This is a genomic window from Plantibacter sp. VKM Ac-2885, from assembly GCF_015351205.1.
Taxonomy (GTDB): Bacteria; Actinomycetota; Actinomycetes; order Actinomycetales; family Microbacteriaceae; genus Plantibacter; species Plantibacter auratus.
In genome coordinates this window covers 333627-357153 of record NZ_JADKSK010000002.1, presented here as the reverse complement: position 1 = coordinate 357153, position 23527 = coordinate 333627, and the positions used below count along the sequence as shown (strand labels likewise).

18 protein-coding genes and 2 pseudogenes are annotated in these 23527 nt (G+C 65.7%); 9 read left to right on the top strand and 11 right to left on the bottom strand.

Annotated features, from left to right (window positions below; genetic code table 11):
- The first annotated feature begins 86 nt into the window (after positions 1-86).
- The 3 genes from ITJ66_RS14240 to ITJ66_RS14230 all read left to right on the top strand — a co-directional run bounded on the left by ITJ66_RS14240 (position 87) and on the right by ITJ66_RS14230 (position 2078).
- Complete coding sequence (locus ITJ66_RS14240) at positions 87-1265, top strand: Fic family protein (RefSeq protein ID WP_194645047.1); 1179 nt, start codon at positions 87-89, stop codon at positions 1263-1265.
- A gap of 61 nt (positions 1266-1326) precedes the next feature.
- On the top strand, positions 1327-1509 hold the full coding sequence (locus tag ITJ66_RS14235) for a hypothetical protein (protein ID WP_194645046.1): 183 nt from the start codon (positions 1327-1329) through the stop codon (positions 1507-1509).
- A 5-nt stretch (positions 1510-1514) separates the two neighbouring features.
- Complete coding sequence (locus ITJ66_RS14230) at positions 1515-2078, top strand: GNAT family N-acetyltransferase (protein ID WP_370582664.1); 564 nt, start codon at positions 1515-1517, stop codon at positions 2076-2078.
- A 34-nt stretch (positions 2079-2112) separates the two neighbouring features.
- Here ITJ66_RS14230 and ITJ66_RS14225 read toward each other — a convergent pair whose 3' ends face one another.
- The 3 genes from ITJ66_RS14225 to tdh form a co-directional block, all read right to left on the bottom strand.
- Positions 2113-2490, bottom strand: a complete 378-nt coding sequence (locus ITJ66_RS14225; RefSeq protein WP_194645045.1) for a hypothetical protein — start codon at positions 2488-2490, stop codon at positions 2113-2115.
- Between the two features lie 124 nt (positions 2491-2614).
- Positions 2615-3787, bottom strand: coding sequence for a glycine C-acetyltransferase (locus ITJ66_RS14220; RefSeq protein WP_194645044.1), 1173 nt, complete (start codon positions 3785-3787; stop codon positions 2615-2617).
- A 49-nt stretch (positions 3788-3836) separates the two neighbouring features.
- The gene (gene tdh / locus ITJ66_RS14215) at positions 3837-4949 is read right to left on the bottom strand and encodes an L-threonine 3-dehydrogenase (protein WP_194645697.1); all 1113 of its coding nucleotides are present in this window, start codon (positions 4947-4949) and stop codon (positions 3837-3839) included.
- 145 nt (positions 4950-5094) lie between these two features.
- Here tdh and ITJ66_RS19835 point away from each other — a divergent pair.
- The 3 genes and pseudogenes from ITJ66_RS19835 to ITJ66_RS14205 form a co-directional block, all read left to right on the top strand.
- Positions 5095-5955, top strand: a pseudogene (locus tag ITJ66_RS19835) (LysR family transcriptional regulator); the annotation flags it as partial.
- 24 nt (positions 5956-5979) lie between these two features.
- A complete protein-coding gene (locus tag ITJ66_RS19830) occupies positions 5980-6456 on the top strand; it encodes a VOC family protein (protein WP_228502027.1) in 477 nt (158 codons plus the stop codon).
- A 147-nt stretch (positions 6457-6603) separates the two neighbouring features.
- On the top strand, positions 6604-7521 hold the full coding sequence (locus tag ITJ66_RS14205; RefSeq protein ID WP_370582663.1) for an Abi family protein: 918 nt from the start codon (positions 6604-6606) through the stop codon (positions 7519-7521).
- Positions 7522-7658: 137 nt separating this feature from the next.
- Here the strand turns inward: ITJ66_RS14205 and ITJ66_RS14200 are convergent, their stop codons facing one another.
- Together ITJ66_RS14200 and ITJ66_RS14195 are read right to left on the bottom strand one after the other, a co-directional pair.
- Complete coding sequence (locus tag ITJ66_RS14200) at positions 7659-8063, bottom strand: hypothetical protein (protein ID WP_194645041.1); 405 nt, start codon at positions 8061-8063, stop codon at positions 7659-7661.
- Between the two features lie 224 nt (positions 8064-8287).
- Positions 8288-8791: a hypothetical protein gene (locus ITJ66_RS14195; RefSeq protein WP_194645040.1), complete on the bottom strand. Its 504-nt coding sequence runs from the start codon at positions 8789-8791 to the stop codon at positions 8288-8290.
- 237 nt (positions 8792-9028) lie between these two features.
- Here ITJ66_RS14195 and ITJ66_RS14190 point away from each other — a divergent pair, with 237 nt between their 5' ends.
- From ITJ66_RS14190 to ITJ66_RS14180, 3 genes are read left to right on the top strand one after another with little or no spacing between them, the layout of a single operon-like run.
- Positions 9029-9826 carry a DUF2510 domain-containing protein gene (locus ITJ66_RS14190; protein ID WP_194645039.1) on the top strand — a complete coding sequence of 266 codons (798 nt, stop codon included), beginning with the start codon at positions 9029-9031 and terminating at the stop codon, positions 9824-9826.
- Positions 9827-9884: 58 nt separating this feature from the next.
- Positions 9885-11744, top strand: a complete 1860-nt coding sequence (locus ITJ66_RS14185; RefSeq protein WP_194645038.1) for an alpha/beta fold hydrolase — start codon at positions 9885-9887, stop codon at positions 11742-11744.
- 55 nt (positions 11745-11799) lie between these two features.
- A complete protein-coding gene (locus ITJ66_RS14180; RefSeq protein ID WP_370582662.1) occupies positions 11800-12720 on the top strand; it encodes an FRG domain-containing protein in 921 nt (306 codons plus the stop codon).
- 31 nt (positions 12721-12751) lie between these two features.
- On the opposite strand, the gene ITJ66_RS14175 is transcribed toward ITJ66_RS14180, so the two are convergent.
- From ITJ66_RS14175 to ITJ66_RS14155, 6 genes and pseudogenes are all read right to left on the bottom strand, one after another.
- Positions 12752-13330 carry a hypothetical protein gene (locus ITJ66_RS14175; protein ID WP_194645036.1) on the bottom strand — a complete coding sequence of 193 codons (579 nt, stop codon included), beginning with the start codon at positions 13328-13330 and terminating at the stop codon, positions 12752-12754.
- A 41-nt stretch (positions 13331-13371) separates the two neighbouring features.
- On the bottom strand, positions 13372-19407 hold the full coding sequence (locus tag ITJ66_RS14170; RefSeq protein WP_370582711.1) for a DUF3320 domain-containing protein: 6036 nt from the start codon (positions 19405-19407) through the stop codon (positions 13372-13374).
- Between the two features lie 204 nt (positions 19408-19611).
- A pseudogene (locus tag ITJ66_RS20205) lies at positions 19612-19980 on the bottom strand (Swt1 family HEPN domain-containing protein); the annotation flags it as partial.
- Between the two features lie 260 nt (positions 19981-20240).
- Positions 20241-20990, bottom strand: coding sequence for a DUF6339 family protein (locus ITJ66_RS14165; protein WP_133060014.1), 750 nt, complete (start codon positions 20988-20990; stop codon positions 20241-20243).
- A complete protein-coding gene (locus ITJ66_RS14160) occupies positions 20987-21853 on the bottom strand; it encodes a hypothetical protein (RefSeq protein ID WP_194645035.1) in 867 nt (288 codons plus the stop codon). Before ITJ66_RS14160 ends, ITJ66_RS14165 begins: the two co-directional genes overlap by 4 nt.
- On the bottom strand, positions 21846-23312 hold the full coding sequence (locus tag ITJ66_RS14155) for a hypothetical protein (protein ID WP_133060012.1): 1467 nt from the start codon (positions 23310-23312) through the stop codon (positions 21846-21848). Before ITJ66_RS14155 ends, ITJ66_RS14160 begins: the two co-directional genes overlap by 8 nt.
- Positions 23313-23527: the final 215 nt, after the last annotated feature.

Genomic DNA, 23527 nt, shown 5'->3' with positions numbered 1-23527 from the left:
CGAAGGTTCCTTAGTGAAGGATAAGTGTTTAAACTTCACTAACGGCTCTCGTAAGTGCAACTTCGGCCGGGAAACAGGAGGGGACGATGACGACCGCTGTCACGTATGAACAGCGGCCCTGGCGGTCGCGTATCGCTCCCGACGCGTTGCCGAAGCGCGAGCGGCTGCTCCTCGCACAGCCATACGACGCCGCGGTCCCGCCGCCGATCGCGGACCTCGACATCCGCTTGTCGGATGATCTCGTGGAGCTGCTGGGCGAAGCGCAGGAACGGATCATCCGTTTCGACAGCGAGGTCGGTCACGCCACCGCGCCCTTCTCGTCGATCCTGCTGCGGATCGAATCGGCGTCGAGCTCGCAGATCGAAAACCTGACGAGCAGCGCGAAGGCGATCGCCGAGGCCGAGTTGGACGAGCGTGATACCGGGAACGCACCGCTCATCGTCGCCAATGTCCGAGCTCTCGAGGCAGCACTCGCGGCATCGGACGAGCTCTCCAACACGACGATCATCGCCATGCAGGAGCAGCTCCTCGGCACATCGGCACCGGAGATCACCGGCCGATATCGCGACGAGCAGGTCTGGATCGGGGGCGGCAATTTTGGTCCGCATGAAGCAGACTTCGTTCCGCCGCACCATGACCGTGTCGCAGCGGCGATGGACGACTTCATCGCCTACTCCCTCCGACCGGCACCGCTCCCGCTCGCTGCGATCGCCGTCGCTCACGCGCAATTCGAGACCATCCACCCGTTCCCTGACGGCAACGGGCGCACCGGTCGAGCGCTGGTGCAGGCCGCCCTCCGGCGAGTCGGACTGACCAGCGGGGTCACGGTGCCCATCTCAGCCGGCATCCTGCAGCAGCGTGACGACTACTTCGCTGCGCTCACCAGCTATCGGCAGGGCGACGTCGAGCCGATCGTCCGAGTGTTCGCCGACGGTGTGTTCCTCGCGATCGCCAACGGACGGACGTTGGTGGAGGAGATCGAGACCATCCGGGCCGCATGGAAGCAGGCCTTGCGCGACATCCGCGCCGATTCGGCCGCGCATCGCATCACGGCACTGGCACTGGAACATCCGGTGATGAACAGTCGACTCGTGCGCGAGCATCTCGACGCCTCAGATCGCACGGTCTTCAACGCGCTCGACACCCTCGTCGACCGTGGCATCCTCACAGTCGGCTCGTCGCGACAGCGGAACCGTCTCTGGACTGCGCCTCCCGTTCTGGCAGCGCTCGACGGGTTCGCTGCGCGCAGCATGCGGCGCGGTTGATCGGCCTCACTGAGGAGCGACCCCCGACTACCCGGGCGCACGACTTCGGTAGCCTTCACGGGTGAACCTCGACCCGACCGCCATCATCATCGCCTACAGCGCTGCCGGGCTGCTCGGCTTCATCCTGTTCGTGCTGCTGTGGATCTTCATCATCCGGACCGCGGTCCTGTCCGCGCTTCGGAAGCACCATGCAGAGACACAGGCCGAGCGCCGAGCCGCCGCAGGACGCGGCCTGCCGCAATAGAGGCCATGCAACCGATGCCACTACCCGACGACACGGAGCACCTCAGGTTCCGGCGCATGACGCTGGCAGACCTCGACGACATGGCGAAGCTCCTCGGCGACCCTGCGGTCATGCAGTTCTACCCGGCGCCGAAGACCCGCGAGCAGGCCGCGGCGTGGATCGCCTGGAACGAGGACAACTACACGTCCTACGGCCTCGGTCTGTGGATCATCGAGACCCACGACGGCGACTTCGTCGGTGACTGCGGCCTGACGTGGCAGCGGGTCAACGGCGAGCTGAAGCTCGAGGTCGGGTACCACGTGAGCCCCGCTTGGCAGGGGCGGGGGTTTGCGACCGAGGCCGCCGCCGCCAGTCGGGACTTCGCCCTGGAGCACACGGACTCGCTCGAGCTCGTCGCGATCGTCCACCCCGACAACCGGGCTTCGTCGCGCGTGGCGGAGAAGATCGGCATGCGACGGGTGGACGACGACCTCGGCGCGGACGGGTCGGTGCGGCACGTGCTGAGCATGCCGCTGTTCGCGGCTGCGAGACGAGGCAGCTCGGCCCGCCGCACTCGTGCGGCGAGTTAGGCCTCGCCCTCAGTTCGGCGCGACACCGTCCGCATCAATCGCCCGCGGTAAACCTCGGCCCTGCTTTTGAGCTTCCCTCCTCGGTTGCTACGCCATGCCCCTCGAACAGGAGCTTGTTGACCCTGGACCGCACAGCGCTCTCCTGCCGGCCGAAGGTTGCGGCAAGTTTTTTCGTGGATGCTCCGTCGGCGTGGGCGCTCATGAGTTCAGCGTCCTCCTCTGGCGTCCACCGCTGGTACGCATTCGGGTGCTGAGTTCGGACCACCTCCACCGAATACGCCTTCCCCTGTGCGACATCCGGTTCTGCATCCTGACCACCTACGACCTCAAGTCCAGAAACGTCGACTAGCCGGTACTGGGCAACGAGTGTTCCGTGATCCCACAGAGACAAGAACGATTCGTCGAACGTCACCTTGTTCGCCTCGCAGATGGCGAACCCGCCTGCGCGCAGCTTTACTCGCATCACTACCCCCAAAAAATTCCCTTCGTGTAATACATCACACAGTGACACGAGGGAGCGATCGCGGCAAGAACCCCTATTGAACCCGCGCCGCTACAAACGCCGCGACGCAGTCCTCGATGTCCTGCTCACTGTGGGCGGCACTGATCTGCACCCGGATGCGGGCCTCGCCGCGGGGCACCACCGGGAAGCTGAACGGAATCACGTAGATGCCCTGCTCCAACATCCGCGCCGCGACCTGGACCGCCTGCTGCTCGTCGTCGAACATCACCGGGATGATCGGATGCGAACCTTCCAGCAGACGGAAGCCCTCCTCGGTCATGCGGGCACGGAACAGGTCCGCCTTGCGGAACAGTCCCTCGCGCAGCTCGTCACCCTCCGCCGCAAGCTCGACTGCCCGACGCGCCCCGGCGACGAGCGACGGCGCCAGGCTGTTCGAGAACAGGTACGGCCGCCCCGACTGCCGCAGCACGTCCACGATCTCCTGCTTCGCACTCACATACCCGCCCGACGCACCACCGAGCGCTTTGCCGAGGGTGCCGGTGAGGATGTCGACGCGGTCCTGCACGCCGAACAACTCCGGCGTTCCGCGACCACCCGGGCCGACGAACCCGACGGCGTGGGAATCGTCGACGAGCACGAGCGCGCCGTAGCGGTCGGCGAGGTCGCAGATCTCATCCAAGGGCGCGTAGAAGCCGTCCATCGAGAACACGCCGTCGGTGACGATGACGGTCCGACGAGCGTCGGCCGCATTCATGAGCTGCTGCTCGAGGTCGGCCATGTTGCGGTTGCGATAGCGCAGGCGGCGGGCCTTGCTCAGACGGATCCCGTCGATGAGCGACGCGTGGTTGAGCGCGTCGGAGATGATCGCGTCGTGCTCCCCGAACAGCGCACCGAAGACCGCTCCGTTCGCGTCGAAGCAGGAGGAGAACAGGATGGTGTCCTCCGTGCCGAGGAACGCGCTCAGCTCCTGCTCGAGGTCGCGGTGGATCTGCTGGGTGCCGCAGATGAAGCGGACACTCGCGAGCCCGTAGCCCCACTCGTCGAGCGCCAGCTTGGCGGCGTCGACGATCGATGGCTCGTTGGCGAGGCCGAGGTAGTTGTTGGCGCAGAAGTTCCGCACCTCGCGGCCGTCGATCGTCACGTGACTGCCCTGGCGGGACGTGATCGCGAACTCGCGCTTCGTGAGGTCGTCGGCCTCGATGCGGTCGAGCTGGTCGCGCAACTGGGTCTTGATGGTGCCGTACATGTCGTCTCCTCGGGGTCGAGTGGGCGGTTGAGCTGAGTGTGGCGGTCGCTCAGGCGGCGGTCGCGGTGTGGGCGGCGACCGGTGCCTGTTCGTCGATGACGCCGGTGATGACGACGTCGCGGGTGTCGGTCCAGTCGATGAGCACCTTGCCCGCCGCTCCCCCGCGTGCAGTGTCGAACGCGGCCTGCCAGGAGGCGAGTGGGAAGCGGGCGGTGACGAGCGACTCGAGGGCGTTGCGGAGCTCGGGGCTGTGGTCGACCATGGCGCTCGCGTGGTGCCAGGTGTCGAACATCTCGCGGCCGTAGATGCCCTTGATGGTGATCATGCGGGTGATGACCTTGGTCCAGTCGATCGCGATGTTGGTCGAGGGGAGACCGAGCAGCGCGACCTTGCCGCCGGTGTTGAGGTTCTCGATGAGCTCGCTGGCGGCGGCGGCCTGTCCCGACATCTCGAGGCCGATGTCGAAGCCCTCCAGCATGCCGAGCTCGGCCTGGGCGTCGGCGACCCGCTCCTTCGAGACGTCGACCACGCGGTCCGCGCCGACGGCGAGCGCCTTCTCGAGGCGGTCGCCGACGACGTCGGTCGCGACGATGTTGCGCGCCCCGGCGACTCGGCAGACGGCGATGGCCATGAGCCCGATGGGTCCGCAGCCGGTGATGAGGACGTCTTCGCCGAGGATCGGGAAGCTGAGGGCGGTGTGGACGGCGTTGCCGAGGGGGTCGAAGAGGGCGCCGAGGTCGGGGGTGACCTGGTCGCCGTGAACCCAGACGTTGGTGGCCGGCAGGACGACGTACTCGGCGAAGGCGCCATCGAGGTTGACGCCCAGGCCGCGGGTGTGACGGCAGAGGTGGCGGCGGCCGGAGCGGCAGTTGCGGCACGTGCCGCAGACGAGGTGGCCCTCGCCGGAGACCGCTGCACCCACGGGGATCCCCTCGACGCGGCTGCCGACCTCGACGACCTCACCCGAGAACTCGTGGCCGGGGACGAGCGGGGCGTCGACCGCGCCGGCCGCCCACGGGTCCCACGACTCGATGTGGAGGTCGGTGCCACAGATGCCCGTGCGGTGGACGCGGATGAGGACGTCGTCCGATCCCATGGCCGGCATCGCGCGCTCGACGAGTTCGAAACCGGCGGTGTCGGGTCGTTTCCAGAGGGCGAGCAACGGCGTTCCTTCCTGCGGGAGCGGCGGCGGCGGGTGGTGCCGGCTGTCGCGGACGGGCGTCGTTGCGCTGTCCTGGTGACCAACGTAGTCAGATCGATCCGTCATGAATATTGAGGGTTTCCACGTGACCAGTTAGCTTGAGCTGATGAATCTCTCTCAGATGCGGATCATGCGCGAACTGGCCGAGCGCGGGACGATCGCGGCGGTCGCGCGGCACCTGCATGTCACGGCGCCGGCGATCTCGCAGCAGCTGGCCGCCCTGCATCGCGAGCTGGGCGTCGCGTTGACGTATCGGGTTGGGCGCGAGATCCGCCTGACCGAGGCGGGCATGGCGCTGGCCGAGATGGCGGGGACGGTCCACACACTGATCGACCGTGCGGCCGAGACGGTGCGCGAGTACGGCGGCGACACCGGCGCGCGGGTGCGGGTGGCGGCGTTCCAGAGTGCCGGGCAGGCGTTGCTGCCGGGGTTGCTGGAGGACGCTGAGAGTGGACCGTCGCTGGTGTTCGGCGAGCACGATGTCGCGCAGCCGGAGTTCGCCGAGCTCGTCGACCAGTACGACCTCGTCATCGCGCACCGGATGGACCATGACGAGCCGTGGCCGTCGGAACAGTTGTCGGTGACGACGCTGTTGAGCGAGCCGTTCGACGTGGCGATGTCGGTGGACCATTCGCTCGCGGGCCGGTCATCGGTGTCGGCGGCCGAGCTCGCGGACGAGTCGTGGATCGCCGCCCACGCGGGCTTCGCGCCGGATGTCGCGCTCGGGGTGGTCGAGGCGACGGCTGGGGTGCGGTTCCATCGGGCGCATCGGGTGAACGACTACCACCTGGCCGCGTCGCTCATCGTGGGCGGGGAGCTGCTGGCGTTGTTCCCCCGGTACACGGCGCCGCGGGCCGATCCGCGACTGGTGTTGGTGCCGCTCGAGGACGTGCGGATCGCCCGGAACATCGACGTGCTCGCGCGACCGCATGCGCTCGCGCGGGTCGCGGTGGCGGGGACGCTGGAGCGACTGCAGGACGGAGCTGATGCGCTGCAGCGGGAGCGTCCGTCGGCGCCGGCCGGTCCCGGGCTGCATCACGTCGAGGTGTGGCTCGCGGACGTCGAGGCGGAGCGGGCGGGCTGGGCCTGGCTGCTGTCGCGTATCGGGTTCTCCAAGGAGAGCGAATGGCCGGGCGGCGAGTCCTGGGAGGCCGGCGACACCTACGTCACGCTGACGGCGTCGCCGAACCTCAGTGCGTCAACGCATGATCGGCGACGGCCGGGTGTGAACCATCTCGCGTTCCGCGGAGGCAGGCGGGATGCTGTCGACGCGATCATGGCGGCGGGCCCCGAACACGGCTGGCGACCGCTGTACCAGGATCGCTATCCGCACGCCGGTGGCCAGCAGCACTACGCGGGCTGGCTCGAGAACGAGGCGGGGTTCAAGGTCGAGGTGGTCGCGGATCTCGTGGTCAACGCTCTGCACAGCCTCAACGCCGCCGCCCCACCGTCAGCGCCTGAATGCTAGGCTTCACTCACCACATCCCCCACGCCTCTCGTTGAAGCGCACTTGGGGGATTTTTTTGTTCACTCGGGAGGACCATCGTTGCCTCGACCACCTCGACCCCGCGGCACCCTTCGCTATGAGAAGGAGGCGCTCAGCCTTGACGCGCTCGTGAGTCGACTCGAAGAGCGCGGTCTGACGATCGCTGACCGAGACCGAACTCGTCGGTACCTCAGACACATCGGCTATTTCCGCCTATCTCCATACACGATTCCATTCCGGAGTCCAGGGACAGACCATCTGTTCCGCGACGTAACCTCGTTCGACGACGTGCTCGACCTCTATGTGTTCGACCGGGCTCTTCGCTTGCTCGTGATGGATGCGTTGGAGCGTGTCGAAGTCGCCGTGCGGGCTGCGGTCACCGACCAAATGTCGACGGCATACGGAGATGCCCATTGGTACATGAATGCCGAGCACTTCCGCGACGTCCGAATGCACGCCGGGCTGCTGCAGATCGTTCGAAAGTCATGCGACGAACGGCTACGAGGTGCGCCCGATGCGGGCGAAGACGCGTTGGTCCACCGGTCCGCTCTGGAGCACTATCTGACCACGTACGACGAACCGGAACTTCGGCCATCCTGGCTGATGCTTGAAGCACTGACAATCGGCCAGCTGGACAGTCTTGTCGGCAACTTGAAGCGTCGCTCGGACAGAAGCGCCATCGCTGCGAGCATTGGACTCAATGAACGAGTGTTGACATCGTGGCTGCGAAGCTACGTCCGCGTACGGAACATCTGTGCGCACCATGGACGCCTCTGGAACGTCGGTCTGGGCGTGTACCCGGCAATTCCAACATCACAGACAGTGTCCTGGCTGGAGGCTCCCGGCGCTCTTCCTCGTCGGTCCGAGAAGCGTCTCTATCCCGTGCTCATCTCGCTGCAGTCCGTTCTGAACACCATCTCGCCTCACAGCGGATGGTCGCGTCGTTTGCACAACCTCCTCGTCACCAGGCCGCTGATGAACCTCACAGGGATGGGGGTACCCGCGAGTTGGGCCGATGATGGATTCTGGGCCAGACATCTCGAGTGACAACGCAAGGTGAGAGGTGAGAGCGCCCCAGGCCGGCTCGACAACACGACGGGTGGCGTCGAACTCAGAGTCGATCGCTCGAACGTGCTCATGCCCCAGGCTTTGTCGGGCGCGGTCGACCGCCGCGGATCCTGGTCTCAACGGGTCGCGGGCTGACGACGTCTGAGCAGCGCCACCCGCGTCTCGACGCTGATCATCGCGATGATGACCAGGCCGATGCAGCCGAGCCCGGCGATGGTATTGCCGCTGAGCAGGAAGATTCCGCCGAGCCCGAGGCAGACGAGCAGGAGATCGTTGAAGCTCCCGGCCCGGGCGGTGACCGATAGGTCACGCTCAAGACCAGCCGACTCGTCGACCCGACCCTTCGCGAGGAGACGATCCCGGAGCATGTTGGATCCCAGGCCCGACGACATGACGATCACCGCGTAGGCAGCGCTCACCATCGGCAGCGGGATCTCCGGCCAGAGAGCCGTCTGGACGAGCCATACGAGCATGATGGCGCCTGCCACGGCCGCCGTGAAGATGTACCAGGGCTTCCTCACCAGACTCCTCCCTCGCTGCGGATCGACCGATTCCGAGCATCTCACCGACGCTAGACGCGGCGTGAAGTGAGGTCAATGCACTGATGACATAAGCCACACGCGTTGTCCGCGAGACCAGCTACCCCGCCGCTGATCGCGCGCCCCATGAGGGTGCGGCTAAGGATCAGCTCGCGAGGACGCCAACGCCAGCGGGTCCGCTCAGAGTCGGTGGTCGGTCGCCCTCGTCACCGCTTGCCGAGATAGATCTCACTGGCACAGAGCGCAGCGACCTCTGGAAAGGTGAGGCCCGATTCGGAGGAAGCGAGCTCTGGCACGCACAACATGACCTCCATCGGCTGGATACCGAGCTTGTCGGTGACAGCGAGGACCGAACTCCAGGCTTTGAAGGAGTTGTCGGTCGTGACCGGCGTACCGGTTGCGACCAGCGCTGCGGCGGTCGCCTGCTGCACTCGTTCGTAGGAGTACGAGCCGCCAACCACCTCGCGTGCTTGTTCGATCGGATCATCTGCAGCCTGCAGCGAAGGAGCGTCAGCTGGCGACGACTGCACCGACGATTGCCTGTCCGACTGGACGGCTGCTGGAGGACGCGATCCGCCGACGACAACGATCGCACCGATCGCACCGATGATCGAGCATGCGATCAGCAACTGTCCCGCCGGCGTTCGCGTGAACTTCATCGGCGCGGGTGGGTCTCCCCCGGGATCGATTTCGGGTTGCGCTTCAGACATGCGGAGGTCACTCTCCATCGGGTCGAGTCGGGTGGTCGATGCTGGCCGGGAATGCCGGGCTCGTCGATCCACCTTCCGCTACCCTCCCACAACTCGGGCGCGTGACCCATTCTGGGACTGATGACCCCCGCCCCTCCCCCGCCAGACTGTGCTTGGCCCGGTTCGCGGGTCCGTCACCTGCCGTCGATGATCCGATGCTGCTGCGGGTCGCGTTGACCCGATGCAAGGACCGTTCCCATGAGCTCGACCAGCCCGCCCTCTGCCACGCCCGCTGGCTGGTACCCCGACTACTCGGACCCGACACAGCAGCGCTACTGGGACGGTGCCGCATGGACCACCCACACTGCGCCCGCTGCAGTCATGCCTCCGCAGCAGGCGGCGACCGCTCCGCTCGTCAGCCAGCCGCTCCAGTTGCAGAAGTCCGCGCCGCCCGCGTTCGCCACCGCGCCGGTTCCGTCGCCGTATGCCACGCAGCCCGGCACCACGTCCGGCATGAGCGGCAAAGCGAAGGGTTGGATCATCGCCGGCGCTGTCGTCGGTTCGCTCCTACTCGTCGGTGGCGTCTCGAATGCGATCAACGGCGGACGGACCGAGCCGGTCGCCGTCGCGCAGACCGCAACCCAGACGCCTTCGGCAACGCCGACACCGGTTCCGACCGCGACGGTCGAGCCCATTGCCGAACCCGCTGCGCCCGCCGTGGTCGATGTCGCCGCGTTCCAGGCGGGCGCGAGCAAGCACACCGCGGACATCGACAAGGACCTCGACGACATGGTCACCACGCTGGCCGAAGGTGGCACCTGGCGGTTGATCTCGAACACGGCTGAGATCAGCTTCAACCTCGGTCAGCTGGAATCGCTGGACGTGCCGACATCGATCGCCGCCGAGTGGGCACCCGCCCTCGTCGGACTGCAGACCAACCTCGACTCTCTGACGACCGCGGTCTCGGGCGGCGACCCGGCCACCATCCAGGGCGCGATGGACGGCGTCCGCGCGTCGGCCGCCGTGCTGCGCGACATTGGTACTCGGGCGGTTTGAACTGCTCTGGGTCTGACGTCGCGGACCTGACCTCTTCACCCAACCGACTGGAGTCACTGTGTCGAGCATCCCCACCCTGCTGTTTCTCCACGGAGTGGGACCAGGCGACCCTGAAGGCAACTGGAACATTCCGCTCACCGACGCACTGGTCGGCCTTGGGTACCCGGACTTGTCGTCCGTCCACGTCGTCGCTCCTCAGTACGCCCATGCACTAAAAGGTTGGGATGAGAAGGAATCGCTGCCTGGCGAGAGAGTCAAGCAGCCCTCGCGCGATGCGTCGAAGCAGAACCGCCGAGACTTCGAGCGCCGGATCGGCGCTCTCGAGTTCCGCCTCGGGCGGCACCACCGTGGTCACATCTCACCCGAAGTCGAGGGCATCGTCGACGTCGCCGTCGGGGTCGGTCTCGTGCTGCCCATCCTCGCTCAAGCGAGGAAATACGTGTCCGACCCGCAGATTCGTGCGCACATCCTCAATCGAATACTCGCCCAGCTTCCGGAGTCCGGGCCCATTGTCATCGTGGGCCACAGCCTCGGCTCCGTGATCGCCGCCGACCTCCTGCGTCGGCTGCCTCAGGGTCTGGAGGTCGCCGGGATGGTGACGATCGGAAGCCCGTTGGCGCACGGCGGATTCGATGTCGACAAACTACGAGCATCGATGTCCGAACCGCCGACAAACCTTTCATGGTGGGTCAACTTCTGGAACTTCAGCGACCCGGTCGCAGCCCATCGAGGTGTGTCGTCAGTCTTCCCATGGCTCATCGACATTGGGATTAACACGAAGCACTTCGGAATCCCCGCTCATGCAGCATCGGCATACCTCGCCAACACGACCGTGGCCGAGAGTATCGGCTACGCATTATTCGGGTCCAAGTCGACCGAAGTCGAAGTGTTCGACAACTCGCCCGACATCCCGTTGGACTTCCCGGAGCAGCTCGCGTTGGTAGCCCTGCGCTACGCGCATCTCATGACGCCGATGTTGATGGGCGATGAGGACAAGCAGGATCGCTACAGAGGGGCGTTGAGACATGTGCAAGCGGCCACAGTCGACCTGATCGCGCGCAGGAACGCCGACGAACATCGCCCATTGCCGGCAGCGATCGCGAGGCTCGCATTCGACCTCTCGGATCCCGAAGCAGTCGTCCCTGAGCCGCGCCCGAGTTTCCACCTCCCAAAGGATGAAGCCGTCGTCCTACTGACCGTGCTCGCCGCGGAGAACGTCATTCGACCGTTCGAAATCAACATCTCTCGGGACCTCTGGAAAGCGACGATGCGGGACCTTGCGTCCGAGATGGGCCTCGGAAGCCGGTTCGGCACGGACGTCTTCGATGCGAGTCAACGGGCACAGAGTGCTTTGAGCGGGCCACGCGGAGTGAACTGGATCAAGTGGGGTGCGATCGGCGTCGGAGCAGCGGCGATCGTAGTAGCCACCGGTGGCTTGGCCCTGGCCGCCGCACCAGGCCTGGCGGGGGCAGCGGTCATCACGAGCGCGCTTGCAAGCTTCGGCCCGGGCGGAATGATCGGTGGTCTGTTGACCGCAGGTACTCTCGTAACCGCAGGCGGCGGAGGAATCGCATTCGGACTGGCGAGCCCCGGGACATCCGCCGAGACCTTTGAAGCGGTGATCGAACGTCGACTGGCTGCCGAGATTCTCCGCGAGCTGCAGCATCTCGACTCAGACCCGACCGTCTGGCGCGTGCTCGTCGAGACGGAGATCGAGGTCCGTAGAGAGCATGAACGCCTCGATGAGTTCTCCGACGAGCAGTCTCCCAGCTTGAAGGAACTCAAGCGCAAAATCCAGGCTGTTGAGCGCGCTCTGAAGTATCTAGGAGACCACGGCCTCGAGCCGGCGAATGAGCCCGACGATCGGGACCCTCTCCTGGAACGAATCACTGCGTTCGTGCGCGAAGGACGCCAGTAGCCGGACCGGATACTGAGACCACCCAGGAGCAACTGATCGGTTGCTCCGAGCACCAATGCGAAGGAAAATGAGCCGCGTGAGCGAAGACAAGTGGCGTCAAACTGGTTGGTATCACCGCGCAAAAGGGAGCAGAGATCTCTTCTCCTTCGTGGGGTCGTTAGGTGGCTACAGCTCCAACTCACGCATAGCCTGGAGAGGAATGGCTAGCAGCGATTTTGACCTGGTCTCCTCGCTACAGCGGGTCCCCGGAAACGACACGGAACCCAGGCTGCGCCAAGCGGAGCTCACCATCCTGGAAGCCGCCCGCGAGTGGGGCTTGGGTTTCGGACCCGGCGGGTGGATGACCGACCTGCACCTCCTCGCAGATCTGCAGCACTACGGAACCAGCACTCGACTGATCGATGTCACGAGCAACCCGATGACTGCGCTCTGGTTCGCCTGCCAGGATCCTCGTGACGCTGGTGACGTGGCCGGAGACGGCGTACTTCTTGCAATAAACACCGCAACCTGGAGCCGATACGGGCGAGCGAGGCAACCCTTGACGTACTCGGCGCAGGATGACCCCCAGGGATGGGAGTTGTCGTCAGCTCTCCAGAATGAGCAGCCATTTGTCGTCGAATCCCTGGTGCCGAACGATCGTCTCCGCGCTCAGGAGGGATTCTTCCTCGCTGGCAAAATTCCAGACACACTCCAACCAGGAGATCCGTTCACGAGCCTCCAGATTCCTTTCCAGCGGACCGATCCCGACCTGTTGCGTCAGCGGCTACGAGCCCGGAGTTCGTCTCGCGTCGGCCCGACGGACCAATTTCCATTTGTCGCTGTTCTCATTCCACAAGAGCTCAAGGAACGCGTGCGTGTTCGGCTAGAAAACTCCTACAACCGCCGTGCAGCCGTTCTGTTTCCGGATTTTGCAGGCTTTCGTGACTTCACTCGGGCTGCTGTAGCTCGGGAGGAGATCCTCGACAAAAGGCCTTGAGCCCCTGTGCAACGCTGACCTGAGCGCGGACCTAAGAAGAAGTCGCAGCCTCATTCTCTCGGTCGAATTGCAGTCGAATCCCGTCTGCATTCAGGTAGCTCGCCATTTCGTTCCACGCGTCCTCGTCGGCGATAGACCAATCGATTCCGTACGTGTCGTGGAACATGACGATGTTCCTGGCCATCTCTATCAGGTTCCAGCTCATGATTCGGGCAGCATCCTCGCCACCGCGTCTGCGACGCCCCGCCTCCAGCCGTGAGGGGGACGTATCTAGGGTGGTCCAGGTGAACCCATATGCATGGAAGACATTCCTTGCGCGCTGCAATGCCCAGATGAGCTTGAAGTACGAAGAGATAGCGTCAGCCCGCGTGGGCTGATCCCCGCCCTCCCTCGGAGAATAAAAGAGAGTCCCCAACACATCCCGCGCGACGGCTGTCTCGCCTGTCGTTATGGAAAGGTGCAGGTCTGTGAGCGCTATTCGTCGCTCACGCTGCCGAAGTTGGAACCACACACAAACGACCACGACGCTGGTGGCAAGCGAAAAGAGCACAGCGGCCCAGCCTGCGAGATCACCGGGCTCAAGCCCGAAGACCAGGATTGTCTTGACCAACCGTTCCCCTCCTGTGACGTGCCACGCCCAGCCAGCTTTCATTAGCCAGAGACGATCTGAGTCGATCCGCTCCGCGCCAGACGCCCGGACGCCAGCCCGAACTCGAGGGCCTCGTCGAGGCGGGCTCCGATCGCGGCGGTGACTCGCTTGCCACCGAAGATGGCGAGGGTCTCGCGGCGGAGTTCGTCGGGCGAGAGGCCGGCGGATTCCTCGGCTGCGATCGCCATCGCGTTCGCGATCTCCACCAGGGAGATGTGCTCGATCACTCGGGCCGCTTCGGCCGAGGACTGACGCGCACCGCGCCAGGTGAGCGGGTCGATCGACGTCGGCCAGGCGAACGGCTCGTCGGAGCGACCCAGCAACTCGGTCGGGACCTTGTCGAGGATCGACTTCGCCCGCGAACCCACCACCCGGTCGAGACCGAACGCACCCGCGACCAGCTTCGCCAGACGCGTCACGTGGATCGGTCCCTCGGCCTCCACCGCAGCACGGATCGCGCCCTGCACCGCGACGACCGACTGCCGCCCGGGCAAGCGGTCGAGCACTTCGATCCGACCCAACGTGGGAGCGTCCCAGGGCTCGTACTCCGAGAGCTCCGGGTGCCGCGCTGACGTGTCCGGCACCGGCGCCGCCTCGACGGGCTGCGCCGAACCGACCTTGCGGTCGCGGAACTCCGACAGGGTCTCCAGCGACGCCAGCCGTTCCGACCACTCGCGCACGCGGGCGCTGCGAACCGGGGCGGGCGCATCCGAATCCTCGTCGGCAACCGACGCATCAGCGGCATCCGACTCCGCAACAACCGACACCTCCGCCACCGCACTCCCCACAGCAGCCCGCTCAGCAGCCCGCTCAGCCGCAGCCTCAACCGCCGCGACCAACCGGTCCAGCACCTCCTCACGGTGGTGCAACCACTCCGGCAGCCACACGCGCTCGACGCCCGGCCACCGCATCAGGCCACTCAGCACCTCCACCGGGAGTCCGTCTCGGTCCGCGACCGTCCGACGCTCACGCCACGACGCCCCGTCGAGCAGCACTGCCACCAGCGGCCGGTCGGGCTCCGCCTCCGTCGCGATGCTGATGTCGACTCGGAAGTCCGACAAACCGACGTCCGTCCGCACGGCATGCCCTGCGTATCGGAGCTCGTCGGCGATCTCGTCGCGGTGGCGGTCGATGATCGACTGACGACGCCCATCCTCGCCGGCGGCTTCGCTGCCCCGCTGCGCCAGCTCCAGATACGCCTTCAGGTGCTTGATGCCGATCGACGACGTCTGCTCCGCCCGTAGCTCCGACGGGTCGAAGCTCGCGAACAGCACCACCTGTCGCCGCGCCCGCGTCACCGCGACGTTCAACCGCCGCTCACCACCGGCCCGCGTGAGCGGCCCGAAGTTCAACGGGATCACGCCCTTCTCGTTCGCACTGAACGCGATCGAGAACAGGATCGTGTCGCGCTCGTCACCCTGCACGTTCTCCAGGTTCTTGACGAAGAGACCGTCCTGCTCATCGAGCGCCAGCGCGATCCGCGGGTCGGCGCTGTCTCGGAGCAGATCCTCGATCAACGTCCGCTGCTGCGCGTTGAAGGTGATGACCCCGAGCGACGGCGTCTCGTCCGGCGATGCCTCGAAGCGCCGCGAGATCTCCTCGACGATCGCCTGGGCCTCCACCGGGTTGGTCCGCAGCGACTTACCGCGGCCGCCCCGCTCGAACTGCCCGTCGAGTCGCACGAACGCCAAACCGTGACCCGCCACGCCACCGTCGCCCGCGCCCGCGAACGGCGCCGGGAACGACGACAACTGGCTGTCGTAGTAGTGATGGTTCGAGAACGCGATGAGCGACTCGTCCTGGCTGCGGTAGTGCCACGACAACCACTTGCTCGGCACCCGCGCCTGCACGCACTCGGAGAGGATCGACTCCTCGTCCTGCAGCACCTCGCTCGTGTAATCGGCGTCGTCGTCGATCGTCGCGCCCGCCTCGGCGAAGGTCGTCGGCGGCATCTGCTTGCTGTCGCCCACGACGACGACCGAGCGCGAACGCCCCATCGCCCCGATCGCGTCGGCGACCCGGATCTGCGACGCCTCGTCGAACACGACGATGTCGAACAGCTCGGCTGCCGCCGGGAAGAACCGCGCGACCGACTCCGGGCTCGCGAGTGTGCACGGCATGATCTGCGTGATGAGTTCGCCGAAGTTCTCGAGCAGCGCACGGACGCTCATCCCGCCGCGCTGACGGTCGATCTGGCGACGCAGCCCGCCGACCTGACCGCTCTCCGACTGCGAACTGAACGTCCGCAGCCCGAGCACCAACGCCGGGATCGCCCGCGGCAGCTCCTCGCGCACGGCCTTCACACTCGTGGTGAAGCGGGTGACGCTGCGGTTGTGGGCGGTGGCGTCGAAGGCGTCGAGCGTGGTGGTGCGCTCGCGCTCGTCGATCGACGCCTGCGCGAGACCCTTCTCGAAGGCGAGCGTCGCGTCCTCGGTCTCGATCCGACCGGCGAGGATCGCGGCACGGACGTCGTCGAGTCCGTGGGTGCGGAGCGGTTCGATGACCCGGACGAGGTCGAGCCAGCGTTCGAGGACGACCGGCTCGGCGGCGTCGAGACGGCGGGCGTCGCGCGTCGACCACCAGGCCTGCAGGAAGCCCTCGCCACCCGACCACGCCGAGAGACGCTCGGTGCTGACGGACGCGGTGCGCAGCAAGTCGCTCCAGGTGCTCGCGAGCGTCGTCAGCGCCTGGGCCGCCTGTTGCGACGGCTGGGTCGTGGCGTAGTGGTCGCGGACGGCGGTGATGAACGTGTCGTCGGGCGTGCCCGGCAGGCGGAAGCCCTCCGACAGCCAGCGGTACCAGCCGAGGAGTTCGCGCACGGGCTGGGTCGGCTCGACGAGCGGGTTCCAGCGGTCGCCGACGAGCGGGAGCGCGGTGGATCGGAGCGTGCTGCGCAGCTGGACGAGACGGTCCTGCGCCGCCTTCGCCTCCGTGAGCTGCGGCACGAGCTGCTTCACCTTGAACGAGGTCGCGTCGACGGCCAGCACGTCACTCAGCTGGGCGAGCGCGGCCCTCAGCCGCTTCTTGCGACCGAAGAAGCTCGACGCCGCAGCCTGCTCGGCGGCGTGGAGCGGGCCGGCGATGTCGCGGTCGAGGATCGCGGGTGTGAAGGTCAAGCGCCACTCGGCCTGGGCGTCGCGGAGCTGCTCGGCGGCGGCAAGGGCGTCGTCGAGCCGGGTGAAGTCCTCGGGTCGCGTTCCCGCCATGAGCGCACCGATCGGCAGACGCGGCGCGGCGACGGCGGTCGACCAGAGGCCGAGGAGGTCAGGTCGCGACGCGAGACGCAGGGCGTCCATCGGGAGGCCGGCGTCGAGCGTCACGGCCAGAGCTGCGTCCAGCGCGCGTGCGGCCTGCTGCACGGTCGCGGCGTCCAGCCCGGGAGCGGACGGGCCGTCGAGGAACGCCCACGGGTGCGTCGTGCTCGGGCGTGCGAGGTCGGAGCGCTCGGGCAAGTCGCGGAACACCTGCCGCAGTTCCTCGAACGCCTCGGGCGTGCCGGCGGCGACGAGCTGCTCGGGGATCGCCATCGGGACGAGGTCGTGGTCCATCGCGAGCAGTCGACTCCGCGCGGAGTAGAGGGAGAAGCCGGCGGCATTGACCTCGTGGAGGCGGTCGGCGTAGCGGGTGAGGGTGCGAAGGCCGGACTCGGACAGCTCGCGGTTGGTGCTCAGCGCGTCGATGTCGGCCTTGGTGCGGAGGTCGAGGCCGGTCTTGATCTGCGCACGGACGACGTTGGGTCTGGCGCCCTTGTCGTGGAGGTCGAGCGAGAACGCGCCGAGTCCGACGTCTTCGAGTCGCTGCTTCACGACGTTGAGCGCCGCACGCTTCTCGGCGACGAACAGGACCTTCTTGCCCTCGGCGAGCGAGCGGGCGAGCAGGTTGGTGATGGTCTGCGACTTGCCGGTGCCGGGAGGGCCTTCGAGCACGAAGGTGCGGCCGGCGACCGCTTCGGCGACGGCGTCGAGCTGGGAGGAGTCGGCGGCGACCGGGCAGTCGAGGCCGAGGCGGTCGAGGTCGGTGTCGGTCTGCGCGGGCGTCGGGTCGGCATAGGCCTCGAGCGGCGAGTTGATGAGGTGGTCGACGAGGCTGTTGGAGGCGAGCGTCTCCCAGTTCTCGTCGAGGTCCTTCCACAGCCGGTACTTCGCGAACTGGAGGATCGACAGCGACGCCGTCTCCTCCACGCGGAACGGGAGGCCGGCGTCGAGGATCGCCTGGCGCACGGCGGTGAACGCGGCCGGGAGGTCGATGCCAGAGCCGTCCTCGACGGGGTTGGCGAGTCCGGGGATCTCCAGACCGAAGCTGAGTCGCAGCTTCTCGAGCAGGCAGTAGTTGGGCGTGGAAGAGCCCGACTCATCGAGGGTCAGGCGGTAGGACGAACCGCGGCTCGTCGTCGTGAGCGTGACCGGCACGAGCACGAGGGGTGAGCGGAGGTCGCGGTCGCCGAAGCGCCAGCTCAGCATGCCGAACGCGAGGTAGAGGTTGTTGGCGCCGGTCTCCTCGACGATCGTCTTGGCCTTGTAGGCGAGGGCACGGAGCTTCGTCGGGTAGGCGGCCTCGGTGACGTCGATGAAGGCACTCTTCTTGTCTTCGAGGAAGGTGATGCGGTCGCTCTCGGCGAGGTCGCGGCCGAAGCGGATGCCGCGCTGCTGGTCGATCGTCGCGACGGTGTCGGAGGCGACGAGGGTGAGCGGGGTCCCGTGGTTGATGCTGTCCTCGAGGCGGCCGAGCGCGGGGCCGGGGACGGCGAGCTCGAAGCCGGATCGGTCGGTGTAGTTGATGAGTTTGTTGCGGAGGCTGAGGTCGAGGAGGGCGTTCTTCCAGGTGGAGACGCGTTTGGGGACGTCGGGGCCGTGACCGGCGGCGGTCGATTCGGCGGTGGCCGGGGCGTCCTGCGTGAGGGCGCGGGCTTCAGGCGCTTGGTAGAGGGTGACGACGGGTTCGCCCTCGGCGTTGATGCGGCGGCTCGGCAGCGGGTAGATCTTGCGGAGGCGGGCCTGGACGACGTCGGTGACGCCGATGAAGTCGTCGAGTGAGCCGGCGAGGTGGTCGGTGTGGGGCCGGCGGGAGGCCTCGGCGAAGGTGGCGGAGGTGCCGGTGAGCATGGTGGTCTCGACGACGCCGATGCGGCCGAGTTCGAGGGAGTTGACGGCTTCGGAGACGTCGGTGCTGGCGACGACGTCGAGGGTGGTCTGGACGCGCCAGTAGCCGAGGAAGATGTGGTCCTTGAGCAGCCAGAGGAGGGGGTGGATGCCGATCGCTTCGAGGACGGACGCGAGCAGGATGGTGGTGTCGAGGCAGGTGCCGAGGTGGCTGGTGAGGACTTCCTCGGGGGTGCGGACCTTCTGGCCGCTCTGGCCCCAGCTGGCGGGTGGTTCGGCGTAGCGGATGTCGCGGGCGCGGGTGGCGTCCCAGACGGCGGCGACGATGGCGTCGATGCGGGCGGGGTCGTCGAGTTGGTAGGTGCCGAGGGAGCTGTTGCCGGTCTGCTTCTCGAGGAGGTCGGAGACCTCGAGCATGAGCTCGCTGACGACGAGGGCGTTGGGCTGCACGTGCGCGGCGAGGAGCTCGAGGCCGAGCTGCACGGGTGCGGCGATCCACTGGTTGGACGCGAGCACGGTGACGGGGCTCTCGACGGCGCCGAGCTGGGTGCCGGCGGCGTCGCGGACGGTGACGCGGATGACGCCGGGACGCTGTTCGTCGACGAGGAGCATGCGGCGTGGGTCGAGGAGGACCTCGGGGCTGCGGAGGAGGGTGGTGCGGTCTTCGCCGAGGTCGGCGAGGAGCACCTTGGTGTCGGCGAGGGCGCCGTCGGCGGTGACGACGTCGATCTCGACGGACGCCGCCCGGCGTTCCCCGCCGTGGTTCTCGAGGACGATCTCGTCGATCACCGCGATGCTGCAGTGCGCCATCGCGTAACTGAGCGTCGGAGTCGCGCTGACGCGGATGGAGACGGATGCGGGGGCTGCGTCTGCTGCAGACGAGGAGCCTGCGGCGCTCTGCTCGTCGTCCGCTCCGCGATCGCTGGCCTCTCCTGTCAACGCAACACTCTCGGTCCCTGAGCCTGTCGAAGGGCCCATCTCCCCACCGTCAGCCATCCCGCCCAACGCATCCGTCTCGTTCCCTGCGCCCGCCCCTTCGTTCCCGGAGCCCACCTCTCCGGTCCCTGAGCTTGTCGAAGGGCTCAACACCCGCCCCTTCAACTCCCCCACAACCGCCGCCTGCTCCGCCGCCCCAACACTCTCCAGCAATAACTGCATCGAATCCAATGCCCGATACGCCGACTGCTCCGTAAACGCTGCGTTATGCGCCCAGGCGTTCCGGACCTCCCGAAGCTCACTCGCATACCCGCGAGCGCTCCGCGACAGCACGCGGTCGAACGGGTACCCCAGCTCCCCGATCCGCTCGGTCATCGCCCGAAGCATGAGCGACACGTCGGTCGCCGAGTACCGCCCATGCCCGCCCCCGGCTGCGCGGTCCTTCTCCTCGAGGATCCGAGTCCACTCGACCCCTGGAACTGCCTCGGCAAAGGCGCCCTCGACGACGGGGAGAAGCCCCAATCCAAGCTGCTCCAGCCCCTGACCGACGATGGAGTTGAGTTCAGAAGCGTCCACGGTTGCGGCCTTTCATCGAGTGGGTAGGTGGGCCAACGGCCTAGCGACCTCAAACCACGTTTCGATCCTGCTCGGACCAAGCCGTCACGCAAGCCAAAGGCGGTTAGCCCAAGGGTGTGTGGTCGACCTCAGCAAACCCTACAGACCTGTGACGAAGCACGTCACAGAGCCACAGAGCCACAGAGCCACAGAGCCACAGAGCCACAGAGCCACAGAGCCACAGAGCCACAGAGCCACAGAGGGATGCTGTCAACAACCCCTCACAGAGATACTGCCTCGGTTGACGCAGCTTTCCAGTCCAGGATCGCGCTTGCGCTTTCGTCGACGATCGCCGCGCACATTGCATCCAGCTGCAGCTGGCTCAGCGTCCTCGCGTCGATGAAAGCCAACCTTCGTCGAATCCGCGCAGTCGATTCGCGGATGAGCTCGCGACGAGTAACTTGACGCTCGCTCTGCACCACGGCCCTCCCCAAGCTGCGCACCAGGTTGGGGTCACCCCCGATGGAACGTCTCTCCAGTAGCTGGTTCAGGTCGCTTTCGGAGAGAGCACGTAGTAGATCGTCGTCATTACCGAAAATGGTCCCCTGCCACCATAGGCGACTCCACATGTGTCTCGTGAGGTCTGTCGCAATCCAGCGCTCGCGGTTGACACTATCGCTAAAACGCCACCGCGTGATATCGGGCATAAGCACGAGGGACACGAAGGACCAAACATCGCGAGCTCCCGCCTCGGCCCAAGTCAAGTCAAATGCAATAACGATCACAGCAGCAGCAGCACGATCAAATGCAATGCGACCTGCATCTGGAGGAACATCCGGGAAGCCAAACGCAACAGCGACCTCAAACAGCATCGTTCGCGCTTCCGCGAGCTTGTGCTCATCAGCACGCGCACCGCCAACAGGCGCATAGACCTGAGCCGGGTGGGAAAGTGACGGCTTCAGGTTAGCCACCCCGTCGTCGAACAGACTAGCGGCAAGACCAGCTGGCAGCCTTGGCAAAAGAGCCTTCATTCAAATGTCCTGCCGTAGCCGTGAGCCCGCACGATGCTCTCCGCGAGCGACCGAAAGCGACCTGGATCATCCGCCCTAACGGCTGAGGTCAAGCCTTCCTGATGGGCCATAGTTAGATATCGACTCAGCACGCTTCCGACGGAATCGTCGGAATAGGAGCCGAGATCGGCGCCCTCGTGACCCAATGCCAACTCGATCATTATCATCGCCACCCCCGCCTCCAGGTTACTGAGCAATTGTTGACCTAACGGAGAGGTCTTCTTCTGATTGATCGCCGCGATCAACGCTTCGTCTCGAGAGTTGACCAGAAGAAGAAAAGTGCCCAGGAAAGGAGCGGACAAATCTTCCGAGGTTTGGAGATACCAGCTCGCATTCGCACCGTACGGCGTACCTGCGAAGTCGGCCACTCCGATGGGAAACATCGAGCCCTCACCATGCAAACGGACCGACTGCAGCCTCTCCCAGAGGACAGAGCCGGCTCGGTGAACCTCTCCCGGGCCCATGGGTTGGCGGTCTTCTGCCAGAGTGATGGTCGTGCGTAGTACAACAGTTCCGCCAATACGTTCTCCGGGTAGAAGTGCGTCGACAGTCTGCGCTCGCCTGAGATCTTCCAGATAGACCCAGTCGCTCATGCCTGACGTTGAGCTGGACCAGGACACAGTGAGTCTTAGGCGCGTGTCAGCGGGTAGCCGAGCCATAGTAAGGAACTCATCCACTTCTACCGCGATAGCGCAGGAAAGTTCCAGATCGGTCTGGGGATCCCACCCCTCGAGAAAATCAGGGAGAACCTTGCCCGCGAGCGCCCAAGGAGTAGCCACCACAAGCTCCTCGGCAGGAACGAAATACGGCCTCAGATCACGCATGCAGCCCAGATTCCCGTACGTCGATTCGCGTGACCGCGTCAGGAAGTAGCTCGGTCACGACAATGAGACACTTGGGTGAGGACGCATCCACATCTAAGGTGTCGCCCGAGGACAGGGCCACGCCACTGCAGGTCTCCCATCGAAGGACTCTTGGGGCTCGAAGACCTGCCGGCGCTCTACCCTCCCGACTGCCATCGACCACGACTGAGGGAACGCAGGTCAGTCTGCGCTGACGATCGACGACCTCGAGGCTTACCTCACTTACGACGACCGCCGACTGATCGCGTACTTCGATCTTGGGCGGTCCGACACGGATGGAACCACCTCGCCTCGCCGCATTTCCCTTGTTGGGCGTCCGGGCGGAGACCCAACCCGCGCCCCCCGCTTCCAGCGCTGGCGCCAAACTCGCGAGGCGGCTCGAAAGCCCGCCGAGGCCCCCGATCCCATCGACCTCGACACCCGAGGGTTCGTATAGAGATCGCAGCTTGCCCCGGATCCAGTGACGTGCGCCCCGAACGATGGCGAGCGCTGGCGGAGCTAAACCTTGTTCGACCCAATTGTCGTGTGTGGGCGGCTCTGCGCTGGCAAATTCTTCGTCGGCCTCCGGAGACGCTCGAAAGACGGCACCATACTGCAACAACACGTCGGAGGGCACCGGACCTTCCAGATAGTCGACCACCAGCTCAGTGTCCCGCATCCGTGCTACGTGATGACTCGCGCCTTGGAAGGCCCTAGCAGCCGGGTCGGTCGATCCTTCAGCCCCGAGAGGAACCACGACACTCTCGACTGCAAACCTGCCGACCTCCCCGAACTTTGGCCGCAGGTAGGTTTGGCCACGACCTAATCGCAACGATTGGAGCGCCCGCGTAAAAGGGAGTAGCTGAACATCAGAACTGGGACTGGGAATCGTCACCGGCTTGTCTTCCAGCTCAACCCGGAAGCGTATCTCCTCCGGATCGCCGACCATCTTCGGCCATAGATTCCATGAAATTGCCGATGCGATGAAGCTAGCGGCCTCCTCCGGGCTCCGCTCGACCGAGTCATCATCTATTTCATCTACGGTCACACCGAAATCGGCACCCAAAATGTACACATCAGTGCCAGTCTCATCACCATCAAAACCGCGAAGGCCAAGGATCCTGCCTATATGGTGCGCTTCATCGTCAATCAGAGGGTCAGGTATTCCGTCCTCTGCAATACTCCCCCACCAATGGCGACCGGTGAAACGTACACCGCCGCTATCGAATCGCTGCCCCAGCGAGGCAGCCATGACACGACGCTGGACCTTGCCTTCGACTAGAGCCTGGGTATCGACGAGAATGGTGTTGACACGGCTGACTCTGTAGAGGATCCCCTTACCAAATCCGTATGTTCCGCCCCCAAGGAGGGTGTCTCGAGGCTCGCCCACATTCCGAAGGAATTGAACAAAGTCATTCTCCTCGCCTGGCAGCGGTTGCACGCTTGCCCTTACTGGTCCTCCCAAACCGGCAGTTCCGCGGTCGGATAGGCAGATGAGATAGGAGTCCGGTTGAAAGACACTACCGAGCTCATCTACCGACAGCTGTGAAACGCCGGAACCCATGGCGTCAGCCCAGGCCGCGTGACGATCAGCGAGGCGCCATATCCTAACTCCGAACTCGATCGACGTCCCAATCCGTGCGTCCCAGCTGTTCT

Bases quoted from the DNA above. Each gene is read 5' to 3' on its own strand.
- ITJ66_RS14240 (WP_194645047.1), top strand. From the start codon at position 87: ATGACGACCGCTGTCACGTATGAACAGCGGCCCTGGCGGTCGCGTATC.
- ITJ66_RS14230 (WP_370582664.1), top strand. From the start codon at position 1,515: ATGCAACCGATGCCACTACCCGACGACACGGAGCACCTCAGGTTCCGG.
- ITJ66_RS14220 (WP_194645044.1), bottom strand. From the start codon at position 3,787: ATGTACGGCACCATCAAGACCCAGTTGCGCGACCAGCTCGACCGCATC.
- ITJ66_RS14195 (WP_194645040.1), bottom strand. From the start codon at position 8,791: ATGTCTGAAGCGCAACCCGAAATCGATCCCGGGGGAGACCCACCCGCG.
- ITJ66_RS14190 (WP_194645039.1), top strand. From the start codon at position 9,029: ATGAGCTCGACCAGCCCGCCCTCTGCCACGCCCGCTGGCTGGTACCCC.
- ITJ66_RS14180 (WP_370582662.1), top strand. From the start codon at position 11,800: ATGCGAAGGAAAATGAGCCGCGTGAGCGAAGACAAGTGGCGTCAAACT.
- ITJ66_RS14165 (WP_133060014.1), bottom strand. From the start codon at position 20,990: ATGAAGGCTCTTTTGCCAAGGCTGCCAGCTGGTCTTGCCGCTAGTCTG.
- ITJ66_RS14160 (WP_194645035.1), bottom strand. From the start codon at position 21,853: ATGCGTGATCTGAGGCCGTATTTCGTTCCTGCCGAGGAGCTTGTGGTG.